The sequence below is a fragment of the Campylobacter sp. CFSAN093224 genome (genome assembly GCF_012897395.1).
In the GTDB taxonomy this organism is placed as follows: Bacteria; Campylobacterota; Campylobacteria; order Campylobacterales; family Campylobacteraceae; genus Campylobacter_D; species Campylobacter_D jejuni.
In genome coordinates this window covers 167,103-179,273 of record NZ_CP040607.1, presented here as the reverse complement: position 1 = coordinate 179,273, position 12,171 = coordinate 167,103, and the positions used below count along the sequence as shown (strand labels likewise).

The following is a 12,171-nucleotide window of genomic DNA, read 5'->3' as shown; positions in this document are numbered from 1 at the left end:
TTATAAGAAAAAACTAAGACTTATAAGAAATATTTTTCTCAAATTCTTTTAAACGCTTATATATACTTCTAAGTTGAGTGATAGTTGTCCAGTTTGTGATAAAAATACTAAAAGAGCTTCGCACTTGATCAAATGCATTATTAATCTGCATTACAATACCAAGTCCTATAGCTCCAGCAAAAAGCCCTGGTGCCATGATTAAAAATGGCACTATAACTATCATTTGCTCAAATAAAATGAGCCAAATATTAAAATATCCATAATGTAAAAAAAGTCTTTTATAGTTAAATTTAAGCCCTGTAAAAAGCTCTATCATAGTCTCATTTTTAGCGTATTCTTTGCGATTATCCTCAGCATAAACAAGCTCTTTTCTAAAAGCTGCTTCAGCTTTTTGATTGTTATATTCAAGTCCAGGAAGCTTAATACCTACAAACCATGACACAACCAAGCCTCCTAAAGAAATCAAAAGTGCAATATAAACAAGCAAACCATCAATGTTTTTTAAAAAATAAAAAAAAGAATTTTCGCTTAAATTTGCAAATAAAGCTTTACTCACAACATCACTTAAACTCCATAAAATCGGAATAAATGCTACAAGGGTCATCAAAGCTTTTATAAAACTAAGTCCTAAACTCTCTACGATTTTAGAAAAATTATAAGTATCTTCTTGAATTCTTTGCGAACTTCCTTCTATATTATCATCTTTATTTTTCCAAAATTTTAAATAAGAAAAAGTCATAGCCTCACGCCACTTAAAAGCATAGACGCTAGCAAAATAGATATTAATTGTAGCGATTAAAACATAAGGAATAGCAATAGCCAAAAAAACTAAAATCAAAGCATAAAAATCACTTGCTGAATAATTTGGCTTTTCAATCATAGCCCTAGAGTTGAAAAAATATTCTAATAAATTTTGATAATAATACAATGCGCCTTTATTGATAAAATTAGCTTTTTGGAAATTTTGCTCAGCTCTTTGATTAGCCTCTTGGATTAAAGTGGCATTATTTTCAAGATTTTCTTCTATTTTTTGCGTAGAATTAGAATCCAAAAGTTCTATTTTTGGCTTTTGTAAAACATTGTAAAAATCACTATACCATGAATTGATCGCAACATTTAAGCTTGTTTGTATATATAAGAAAAATAACAGTAAAAAAAGTCCCAAATAAGCCCATAAAGCCCATTTTTTACTTTTAAAAAACGAAGAGAACATAATCATCACCTTTAAAATAAAAATTCTAATAAACTTTTTTTAATGAAAAGTTTATTTTTTACCTAAATAGTCTTTAATATTGTAATCAATAGGCATAACAAAACTGATTTTATCACCATTTTTTAACATTTCTTTAGGCGGTTTTGGCAATGGAGAAGCTCTTTTAAATAAACTTAAAGCTTCATCATTGAGCGCTGCATAAGGGCAAGATTTTTTAAGCTCTTTGCTTAAGACATTTCCGCTTTCATCAATGCTTACGCGAATTCTTACAACGCCTTCTTGTTTTTGCATTATCGCTTCTTGAGGATATTTTTTAAATTTAGTCAAATGAACCATAAGCAAAGCTTGATAGCTTTTAACTTGTTCTTTGGCATTGCCACTTACTATAGTTTGTGTTTTATCTTCATTACTTTGTAGCGGAGCACTGAGCGATTCATTTTTAAATTTTGAATTTTCACTTGCATTAGCTATTTCTTTTTGAGCTTGGTTTTCATCTTGCTTTTCAATCTTTTTTTGAACTTTTAATACAGCATTTTTATCTTGAGAATTAAAACTTATTCTTTCGTCTTGTTTTTTGTTTTTATCTTGAGAATTACTCTTTTTTTGATCAATCGAAACTTCTTTTAATTCCCCGATAGGAAACTCTGATACCATCATAATGGAAGTAAATTCCGCTCCTTGTTTAAAATCAACACCACTTGATTTTTCTTGAGTATAAAAAGAAAAAAGGAAAAACATTAATACTAAAGTATGCAATATCAAACTTAACACAAACCCAAAAATCACACTAGACTTCATACTAATCCATCTTTTTACTTGAAAGAGCTATTTTTCCATAGCCATTCTCTTTTAATTTTTGCATTACTTGCATAATATCTTCATACTTTACACTTTTATCGATATGAAAATAAATAATTTCTTCTTTATTGCCTTTGGTTTTTATATCTAAAGCACTTGAAAGATTTTCTAGGCTTAATTTATCATCATTAATAGCCAAAGTATTATCAGTATTTAAATAAAGTATGATGGGATTTTTAAGCTTATCCTCTGCTTGCTGCGAACTCTTGGGTAATTCTATTTTGATAGAACTTGTGATAAGAGGAGTAACAGCCATAAAAACAATCAATAATACAAGCATAATATCTATAAAAGGAGTTATATTGATCTCACTTAACTCCTCTTCTTTGTGAGCCATTTCAGTTTTTATCATTAAAATAACTCCTATGAAAAAGTATATAGACAAAATTTGCAAGCTCATCTAAATGGTGCATAAGTTTTAAATTTTTTCTTGTAAGATAATTATAAAAAAGCACCGCAGGGATAGCAGCTATCAAGCCAAAAGCTGTAGCAAACAAGGCTTCAGCTATACCAGGCGCAACGACTGCCAAAGAAGCATTGCCAAGATTTGCTATACCTATAAATGCATTCATAATTCCCCAAACTGTTCCAAAAAGCCCTATAAAAGGTGCGCTAGCACCTATGCTCGCAAGCAAACTCAAGCCATTTTTGCTTGCTGTGATTTGCTTTGAGATGGTATTTTGCAAACGCAATTCTATACGCTCTTTTATGTGATCATTTTTATATTCACTTTTTTCAAGCTCATCTTGAATTTCTAAAGATAAAACACCTGCAAAATCTTTTGTCTGATCTAATTCATTGAGATTTTTTAATTCTTTTATCTTTTGTATAGACAAGTCTAGATTTTTTTTCATAAAATAAAATTGCATAAGCTTAGAAATAAAAACTGCCCATGCTAAAATGGAAAATAAAACCAATATATAAATAACACCTTTTACCACCTCATCAGCATTTTGATAAAGACTAGAAAGAGAAAGCTCTATTTTAGGTGCTTCGGTTTCTATCTTAGAAGAATCAAAAGATAAATTTGTATCTGTTGCATTTGCTTCTGCATTTAAATTTAACAATAAAAAAACAAAATAAAAACATTTTTTTAACATTTGTATATTCCTTAATATTTATATTCAAAACTTACTATAAAAGTACGACCGCGAGCAGAATTGCTAAAAAGATAGATAGGATCACCTGCTCCATTATATTGAAGCTGATTATCTAAGGAATTATAAGCATTTAAGGCATCCATGTAGTTTTTATCAAATAAATTTTGCACCTCTGCTCTCATTGTGAGGTTTTTAAACCATTCTATATTCCAATATAAATCTACTATAATAGGAATTTTTGGTAAGTCTTGTGTGGTTGGTTTAGGATAATAAGGATTGTTTGGATCCTTATTCCAATCATCTGTATTTGGATTTACCCTTTTTGCTTTGCCTGTGTATTTTGCTATACCACCAAAGCTTATTTTATCATTTAACCTAAAGCCAAGCTCTACATTTGCATAATCTTTTGGAAGCTCCATGATTTTACTTGCCGAAAAAGAGCCAAGAAGAGGTCCTGAAGTTTGAGAAATAGTCGAACTTGTATCTTGTCTTGAATACATAGCTTTAGCATAAGCAAAACCCAAGTCATAGCTTAATTCTAACTCCACACCCTTAAATATGGTATCATCAGCTGAATTTAAGTGCATATAAAATTGCGAGCTTGGAGGATCTTTACTTGGATCTTCAAGATAAAATTGTTCATTATAAATATAATCTTTTATTTTTGTATGATAATACACGGCTTTAAAACCAAAGCGATCATCATCTTTTAAAAGTCCATGTTTAAAAGAATTAAAACCTATTTGCCAAGTATTGGCTTGTTCTGGTTTTAAGAAAGAATTGATACCATTGCCTTCGTTATTTGAGAAAAACATTTCTTGCACATTAGGGGCTCTATTTGTTCTCGCAAAACTTACAAAGGGTGTAAAAAGCTCGTGTATGGCAGCTGAAAGCATGACAGAAGCATTCAGGCGAAGTCCATTTTTATCTATATCTGTCGCCGCTTTTGGAAAACACATAAAATTTACTTCATCGCAAGCAGGTCTGTGTCCTTTGATATTCCAATCTAAAAGATTCACATTGGTATCAAGTGTAAAGATACCATAATTTAGACTATTATCAAGATAATAAGTAAAAAGATTTTGTTTTCCACGAGGCTGAAAAGGTATAGAATTTACTCCTTGAATTGATGTATTTAAGGTATTTTTATAATCATTAAGCAAAATATTTGCTCCAAAGCGTGTGTTTAGATTAAATCTATGCCATTCACCCTCTAAAGTATCACTTATATCAAAAGTAGTGGCAGTATTTTTTGCCTTTGTGTTAGCTATGGCATCGTTTGCCGCAAAAGTAGATTTTGATCCATAGGTTTGTATGCCTTGATTGTAGGCAATAAGCGTATTTACATTAAGCCACTCATTAGGGTTGTGCCAAAAATCAAGTTGATAATTGTCATTGTGTATTTTTCTACCGGCAAGTTCGTTTTGATATCTACGATAAGAAAATATAGTATTTGTAAAAGAATTTGGGACATATTCGAGTTTAAAAAGTTGAGAGTTTGGTTTTTGGGTTAAAAAATCTGGATCAAAAGGAGCGATATTGGTATCAGCTATACCATCTCCATCAGTATCAACCATACTACTACCTATCTTGCCACCCCCGCCTACAGTGTAATTTTGAGTAATTCTCTTTGCGCTATAACCAAAAAGCGCGCCCACATATCCATTATTTTCAAGTTCAGTCTTTCCAGCCACTGCACTCATATAACTTGGTCCGATTCCATTGCTTCCATAAGAAAATCGTCCTAAAAATCCAAAGATATTGCCATCATGTACAATATCATTTATACCTATGGTCTTAAAATTTGCTGATCCCATCAAGGCATTTGCTCCACCTACTCCTTCAAAAGTTCCCCTTGTAACATCAACTCCGATTAAGAAATTTGTATCAATAACAGCTCCAAAAGCTGAAGTTCCCGTTTGTGAATGAAATCTAGCTGGATCATCTGATGCACTACCATAAAAAGTTTGAGTAACACCGTCAATCATGGTATTAACACGCCCAAAACCACTCATACCACGAATATTTACTTGAACTGTGCCTTGAGCTTGATCTGTGTTTGTGTAGGTTCCAGGTATACTACGCACTATAGAATCTATACTTTGTGTATCTGAACCTATACCCTCTCTTGTGCTTGTTGCCCCAGGAGTTACAAAAGGTTTTTCATCGTTTTTGATTTTTGAACCTGAAATTTCAAGACTATCAAATTCTAATTCTTCAGAAAAAGCAAAACTAGCAAAACATAAACCTACAGCACAAAATAAACTTAATTTTTTCATTCCTCCCCCTTATAAATCAAAACATAATCACTGTCTTTTAAATCTATTTCTCCATAGCTTAAATTCACTACAACTATTTTTTTACTGCTTTTAAAATCTTGTATATGTAAAGGAATTCCTATTTTTTTACTTGTATGATAGCTTCCAGCTAGCAATAAAACTTTATTTACATGATGAACCAATACATCAGCCATACGCCTGTCTTTGAATTGTTGAATTTCCACCAATTTATCTAGTAATTCTTTATTTTCTTCAGGATTTAGCTTATGGCTTAAGGATATAATGTCAAAAAGTTGTTTTTTTACTTCATTTGTGGTTGAAACATAACCCTTTAAGGGCTGAGCCCCATTATAAATGCTTGTAATTTCTGAGCGTGAAAGATTTGCACCTAATATTTTTGACTTTGAATAAAAAACCACATTGACAAATTGCTCATAATCTTTCCATTTCCAGACCTTATCCCAATTTAATGCATTAGTAAGTTCATTGGCTTTAATGGTTTTTTTATTTTTAAAAGCTTTATCTAAGTGATTTTGCTCTGTGCTTGCTAACATTTCTAAAGCTACATCAAAGTTTATATTTTGAGAACTTAAATTTCCTTCTAAGGCATTAAAAATCATAACTTGACTTATCTTATGTTTAACCTCATCGTGTTTTTCGCCAAGCAGTATCACATCTGCTTTTAGCAATTCTAAAATCATATCTTCAAAAGAAATCTTTTTTTGAGTATGCGTATCAAGTATATAAAAATCTTTATTTTCTTGAAGTGGAGATGATTTTTGCAAAACAGCACAAGCGCTCAACATAAAGCTTATAAATAGAATGCTTAAAATAGTATAAAATTTCATTATTATTGTTACTTTCTTAGTGGTTTATTTTTGATATTGAATATTAATATTTTATATATAAAAATACTATTAAATATTTATATTAAAATTTAATTATTTATAATTATTATCAAAATTTATTATAATAAAATGAAAATATTTATCAGTTATAAAATTATTAAGTTACTTTATATTTACTTTTTAATATTAATATTTCTTATCAAAATATCTAAAAGGAATTAATGTCTATGAAAAAAATAATTTTATTTTTACTATGCGTTGGCTTTGCTTTTGCTTGCTCTGAACATTCTCATACCGATTTTAAAGATCTTAATAAAACCGAGTATAATTCTCAATTAAAGGATAAAATATGAAAAAAATCTTCTTTATGTTTTTAACAGCTGTTTCATTTTTAGGTGCTCGTGAGCTTAATATTTACTCAGCAAGACATTATAATGCTGATTTTGAAATCATAAAAAAATTCGAAGAAAAAACAGGTATTAAGGTCAATCATACTCAAGCTAAAGCTTCAGAACTTATTAAAAGACTTTCTCTTGAAGGAAGTAATTCTCCTGCTGATATTTTCATCACAGCTGATATTTCAAATCTTACAGAAGCTAAGAATTTAGGACTTTTATCCCCTGTTTCATCAAAATATTTAGAAGAATTTATACCCGCTCATTTAAGAGATAAGGATAAAGAATGGTTTGCGATTACAAAAAGAGCAAGAATTATTGCTTACAACAAAAACACAAATATCGATATTAGCAAAATGAAAAATTATGAAGATTTAGCAAAAGCTGAATTTAAAGGAGAAATTGTTATGAGAAGTGCTACAGCTCCTTATAGCAAAACTCTTTTAGCATCTATTATAGCTAATGACGGAAATAAAGAGGCTAAAGCATGGGCTAAAGGTGTGCTTGAAAATCTTGCGACAAATCCAAAGGGTGGGGATAGAGATCAAGCCAGACAAGTATTTGCAGGCGAAGCTAAATTTGCAGTTATGAATACTTATTATATAGGGCTTTTAAAGAATTCTAAAAATCCAAAAGATGTAGAAGTGGGGAATTCTTTGGGTATTATTTTTCCTAATCAAGACAATAGAGGAACGCATATTAACATTAGCGGTATTGCTATGACAAAATCAAGTAAAAATCAAGATGCGGCTAAAAAATTTATGGAATTTATGTTAAGTCCTGAAATTCAAAAAATTCTTACTGATAGTAATTATGAATTTCCTATAAGAAATGATGTAGAATTAAGCCAAACGGTAAAAGATTTTGGAACTTTCAAAGAAGATCAAATCCCTGTGAGTAAGATAGCAGAAAATATTAAAGAAGCGGTTAAAATTTACGATGAAGTCGGTTTTAGATAATGTATAAAACCTTAAAATACTATAAACTCGGGGCAATTTTACTTGCCCTTTTTCTTGCTTTACCTATTTTTGGTATTTTTGCTGAACTTTTTTATATTTTATTTCAAAATTTTAATACAAGTGATTTAACCCAATTTTCATCTATTAAAGAAAATTTGAGTCATTTTTTTGATTATTTATTTTTAAAATTCATCAAAGATACTTTTATAATTAGCATGGGAGTATTGTGTTTAAGCTTGATTTTGGGTGTGAGTTCTGCTTATTTGATTGCAAATTATGATTTTTATTTCTGTAAAATTTTAGAAAAATTACTCATTTTACCCTTAGCCATACCTGCTTATATTTTAGCCTTTGTTTATGTGGGAATTATGGATTTTCAAGGATTTTTTCACGAAAATTTTGGCTTTAGGATAGATTTTTTCAATCATTATGGTGTTATTTTTGTTTTGGCTATTTCTTTATATCCTTATATTTATTTATTTGCTAAAACAGCTTTTAAAAGTGAAGCTAAAGAGGCTTATGAAGTAGCTAAAATCATGAAATATTCTGAATTTAGAATTTTTACACGCGTGGCACTTTTGAGTGCAAGACCTGCCATTTTTTCTGGAGCTTTATTGGTTTTAATGGAAACTTTGAGTGATTATGGTGCAAGTGCTTATTTGGGAGTGGATACTTTTTCGGCTGGAATTTTTAAACTCTGGTATGATTTGAATGATTCTTATTCTTCTAGTGTTTTATCGGGTATTTTAATGCTTTTTGTATTTTTGATTATGTATGTGGATTATTATTATAAAAATAAACATCATTATAGTTTTAATCAAAATTTAGCTCTTTTTATCAAAAAAAGAAAATTAAATCCTATTAAACAAATTCTATCCTGTATTTATTGTTTTATGATTGCTTTTGTAGGTTTTATTTTACCTTTTATTTGGCTAGTTTATTGGGGGCTAAAAGATCATAAGCTTTTTGAATCGCAATTTTATATTATCAGTTTTCAAACTATAATCTTAGCTTTAATCACTGCTTTAATTACCACTTTTTTAGCTTATTTTTTGATGTTTAGCTCTAGAATAGTTAAAAATCATTTTTTTAATTTATTTATTTTAAAAATAAGTTCTTTGGGTTATTCTATACCTGCTGCTGCTTTAGGGATTAGCATTATAGTGCTTTTTGTATTTTTGGATAAATTTTTTCACATGAGTTTATTGGGAAATTCTTTACTTGTTCTTGTTTTTGCTTATATAATTCGTTTTTTAGCGAGTGCAATTTATTCTTTAGAGGGAGGATATAATAAAATTCATCTAAATATTGATGAAGCAAGTTTAAATTTAAGAACGAGTTATTTTATTTTATTTTTTAAAATTCACACACCTTTAATGAAACATTTTTTATTTTTGGCTTTTATTATTGTTTTTATTGATACGATTAAAGAACTTCCTTTAAGTAGAATTTTAGCGCCTTTTGGCTTTGAAACTTTAAGTGTTAAAGCTTTCTGGTTTGCAAGTGATGAAAGAATTTATGATGCAGCTTTGCCTTCCTTGTTTATCGTTTTTCTTTCTTTAATGGTTGTTGTTTGGATGGATAAAATCACAAGGAAAGATGATGTTAGAAATTAAAAATTTATCTAAAAATTTTGGAAAAATACAAGCTTTAGAAAATATCAATCTTCATGTCAAAGAAGGAGAATTTTTAAGCATTTTAGGAGGTAGTGGAAGCGGAAAAAGCACGCTTTTAAGGATTATTGCTAAGCTTGAACAAGCTAGTTCTTATGATTTGTTTTCTTGCAAAGGTGAAGTGGCTTTGATGTTTCAAAATTATGCTTTATTTCCTCATTTAAATGTTGAGAAAAACATACTTTTTGCACTTTATGATAAAAAAGATAAAAATCAAATTTTAAATCATTTGCTTAAAACTTTTGAAATTGAAGATTTAAGATATAAAAAAATCGATGAAATTTCAGGAGGACAAGCGCAAAGAGTGGCTTTTGCTAGAGCTATGGCAAGAGGATGTAAGCTTTTGCTTTTAGATGAACCTTTTTCTAATTTGGATCAAAATTTAAAACAGGATTTAAGAAGAGAATTGAAAAAAATGATAGAAAATCAAGGCATTACGGCTATTATGGTAACTCATGATATTGAAGATGCTTATTGTATGTCTGATCAAATCGCTTTTTTAGAAAAAGGAAAAATTTTAGCTCATGCAAATCCTAAAGAGCTTTATTTTAAACCTGATTTTAAAAGTGCACAAATTTTACCTGATTTAAATATCATAGAAGAAAAACTTGATTTAGAAGATGAATTTTTTGCTTGGATAGCTTCAAAAAATTATATTTTTGGTTATGCAGAGCTTAAAATAGGAAATCGCTTTGAGGCTAAAATTTTACAAAAAGAATTTTTAGGGGCTTTTTGTAGGCTAAAATTACTTTATAAAAATATAATTTTTTTTATTTTGGTGAGCTCAAGTTATGATTTAGAAGAGAAAATAAGTTTTGATATTATCAATTTTTAGTTTAAATTTGATAAAATCAAAAAAATTTTTGAAGGATAGGAATGAAAAATCTTTTAATCATAGGCGCAGGTGGGGTAAGTCGTGTGGCTACTGTAAAATGCGCAATGAATTCTGATACTTTTAGTAAAATCACTTTAGCTAGTAGAACAAAAAGCAAATGTGATGAAATCGCTGCTTTTATCAAAGAGCGTTTAGGGGTTCAAATTGAAACGGCGCAAATTGATGCTGATGATAGCAATGCAGTTGTAGAACTTATCAAGAAAACAGAAGCACAAATTTTACTCAATGTGGCTTTGCCTTATCAAGATTTGAGTTTAATGGATGCTTGTATAAAAGCAGGGATTGATTATATAGATACGGCAAATTATGAACATCCTGATTTAGCTAAATTTGAATACAAAGAGCAATGGGCGAGAAATGATGAGTTTAAACAAGCAGGAATTTTAGGACTTTTAGGAAGTGGATTTGATCCTGGTGTAACTAATGTTTTTTGTGCTTATGCACAGCAAAATTTATTTGATGAAATTTCTTATATAGATATTTTAGATTGCAATGCAGGTGATCATGGCTATGCTTTTGCGACGAATTTTAACCCTGAAATCAATCTGCGTGAGGTTTCTGCTAAAGGGCGTTATTGGGAAAATGGCAAGTGGATAGAAACGCAGCCTATGGAAATAAAAATGGAGTGGGATTATCCAGAAGTAGGAGTGAAAGATAGCTATTTGCTTTATCATGAAGAACTTGAAAGCTTGGTAAAAAATATCAAAGGTTTAAAAAGAATACGCTTTTTTATGACTTTTGGACAAAGTTATTTAACTCACATGAAATGTCTTGAAAATGTTGGAATGCTAGGGATTAAACCTGTGATACACCAAGGTAAAGAAATCATTCCTATAGAATTTTTAAAAACCTTGCTTCCTGATCCTGCAAGTTTAGGACCACGCACTAAAGGTTATACCAATATAGGTTGCGTGATTCGTGGTAAAAAAGATGGAAAAGACAAACAAGTTTATATTTATAATGTTTGCAATCATGAAGAATGTTACAAAGAAACTGGCGCGCAAGCTGTGAGCTATACTACAGGTGTTCCTGCTATGATAGGTACGAAATTAATCGCTAAAGGAATTTGGCAAGGAAAAGGCGTGTTTAATATGGAAGAATTTGACGCTAAGCCTTTTATGGAAGAGCTGAATTCTCAAGGACTTCCTTGGAAGATTATCGAAATGACTCCAAGCTTAGGAGAGTAAGTGCTAGAGCACTTACTTTTGTCCTATATAAATAAAGTGCTCCACACTGCCTTCAAAATTATACAGATTAATTAATTCATAATCTCCCCAAAATAAAGGTTTAAAAGGTTTAAAATCTTCTTTTAATTCTTCTATGTCTTTAGTAAAGCGTATATATGAAGAACCACTCAATCTACCACTTGGACATCCTTTTACTTCACGCAAGCTATTATCCATAAGTTCTCCTCTTTCATACATACTATAGCCTTTATCGCTCATCATGGTTGCAAATATAATAGCTCCTTCATTGCATAGTTCATAAAATTCTTGCACAGCTTCTTTAAAAGCTTGTTTTGTAAGATAATATAAGCTTTGATTTGCAAATATAAAATCCATTTTTGTATTGAAGAGTTTTTTAAAGCTAGAATTAGGAGATATGATGTGAAAATTTTTAGAATCTAAGCAAGGATCTTTTTCCCAAACTTTTTTTAAACTAGGAACTATATCAATGCCATAAGGCTCTATACCCCCCCCCGGTTATATTTTTAAAATACTTAGAATGCACTCCATTTCCACAACCAAAATCAAGTAATTTTCCACTTGTTTTGCTTAGTTTGTATTTTAAGATTCTCTCGTAAAATCTTATAACATGACCATCAGGATATTGAAGTCCATAACCTTCTTTGTCATATTTTTGAGTATATGCAGATAAAGAATTATCCATTTTTGCCCCTTTTTGTGTAGAATGTTGACTTAATGTCAAAATCCATTCTAGCACAAAAAGG

General features: G+C 30.0%; 13 protein-coding genes. 5 read left to right on the top strand and 8 right to left on the bottom strand.

Annotated elements, in window-relative coordinates; all coding sequences use genetic code 11:
• Window positions 1–13: 13 nt before the first annotated feature.
• Genes FBF11_RS00900 through FBF11_RS00875 form a run of 6 tightly spaced genes read right to left on the bottom strand, consistent with a single transcriptional unit; the run spans window position 14 to window position 6,298 of the window.
• Window positions 14–1,219: a putative transporter gene (locus tag FBF11_RS00900; protein WP_010891843.1), complete on the bottom strand. Its 1,206-nt coding sequence runs from the start codon at window positions 1,217–1,219 to the stop codon at window positions 14–16.
• 45 nt (window positions 1,220–1,264) lie between these two features.
• Window positions 1,265–2,011, bottom strand: coding sequence for an energy transducer TonB (locus FBF11_RS00895; RefSeq protein WP_052798727.1), 747 nt, complete (start codon window positions 2,009–2,011; stop codon window positions 1,265–1,267).
• A 1-nt stretch (window position 2,012) separates the two neighbouring features.
• The gene (locus FBF11_RS00890) at window positions 2,013–2,423 is read right to left on the bottom strand and encodes a biopolymer transporter ExbD (RefSeq protein ID WP_002851714.1); all 411 of its coding nucleotides are present in this window, start codon (window positions 2,421–2,423) and stop codon (window positions 2,013–2,015) included.
• Window positions 2,410–3,171, bottom strand: coding sequence for a MotA/TolQ/ExbB proton channel family protein (locus tag FBF11_RS00885; protein ID WP_002857636.1), 762 nt, complete (start codon window positions 3,169–3,171; stop codon window positions 2,410–2,412). Before FBF11_RS00885 ends, FBF11_RS00890 begins: the two co-directional genes overlap by 14 nt.
• 11 nt (window positions 3,172–3,182) lie before the next feature.
• Window positions 3,183–5,450 (bottom strand): TonB-dependent receptor, encoded by a 2,268-nt coding sequence (locus tag FBF11_RS00880; protein WP_002857295.1) that lies wholly within the window; start codon window positions 5,448–5,450, stop codon window positions 3,183–3,185.
• Complete coding sequence (locus tag FBF11_RS00875; protein ID WP_002851704.1) at window positions 5,447–6,298, bottom strand: ChaN family lipoprotein; 852 nt, start codon at window positions 6,296–6,298, stop codon at window positions 5,447–5,449. Before FBF11_RS00875 ends, FBF11_RS00880 begins: the two co-directional genes overlap by 4 nt.
• Window positions 6,299–6,519: 221 nt before the next feature.
• On the opposite strand from FBF11_RS00875, the gene FBF11_RS00870 reads away from it, so the two are divergent.
• Genes FBF11_RS00870 through FBF11_RS00850 form a run of 5 tightly spaced genes read left to right on the top strand, consistent with a single transcriptional unit; the run spans window position 6,520 to window position 11,407 of the window.
• Window positions 6,520–6,651: a lipoprotein gene (locus FBF11_RS00870; protein WP_002859376.1), complete on the top strand. Its 132-nt coding sequence runs from the start codon at window positions 6,520–6,522 to the stop codon at window positions 6,649–6,651.
• Window positions 6,648–7,652, top strand: a complete 1,005-nt coding sequence (locus tag FBF11_RS00865) for a Fe(3+) ABC transporter substrate-binding protein (protein ID WP_002880032.1) — start codon at window positions 6,648–6,650, stop codon at window positions 7,650–7,652. Before FBF11_RS00870 ends, FBF11_RS00865 begins: the two co-directional genes overlap by 4 nt.
• Window positions 7,652–9,268, top strand: coding sequence for an iron ABC transporter permease (locus FBF11_RS00860; protein ID WP_002852018.1), 1,617 nt, complete (start codon window positions 7,652–7,654; stop codon window positions 9,266–9,268). Before FBF11_RS00865 ends, FBF11_RS00860 begins: the two co-directional genes overlap by 1 nt.
• Complete coding sequence (locus FBF11_RS00855; protein WP_010891842.1) at window positions 9,252–10,160, top strand: ABC transporter ATP-binding protein; 909 nt, start codon at window positions 9,252–9,254, stop codon at window positions 10,158–10,160. Before FBF11_RS00860 ends, FBF11_RS00855 begins: the two co-directional genes overlap by 17 nt.
• A gap of 41 nt (window positions 10,161–10,201) precedes the next feature.
• Window positions 10,202–11,407 carry a saccharopine dehydrogenase family protein gene (locus FBF11_RS00850; RefSeq protein ID WP_002852026.1) on the top strand — a complete coding sequence of 402 codons (1,206 nt, stop codon included), beginning with the start codon at window positions 10,202–10,204 and terminating at the stop codon, window positions 11,405–11,407.
• A gap of 12 nt (window positions 11,408–11,419) precedes the next feature.
• Here FBF11_RS00850 and FBF11_RS08420 read toward each other — a convergent pair whose 3' ends face one another.
• Both FBF11_RS08420 and FBF11_RS08415 read right to left on the bottom strand, forming a co-directional pair.
• Window positions 11,420–11,782, bottom strand: a complete 363-nt coding sequence (locus tag FBF11_RS08420; protein ID WP_002851711.1) for a hypothetical protein — start codon at window positions 11,780–11,782, stop codon at window positions 11,420–11,422.
• Between the two features lie 109 nt (window positions 11,783–11,891).
• The gene (locus FBF11_RS08415; protein ID WP_002857297.1) at window positions 11,892–12,110 is read right to left on the bottom strand and encodes a hypothetical protein; all 219 of its coding nucleotides are present in this window, start codon (window positions 12,108–12,110) and stop codon (window positions 11,892–11,894) included.
• Between the last annotated feature and the right edge of the window lie 61 nt (window positions 12,111–12,171).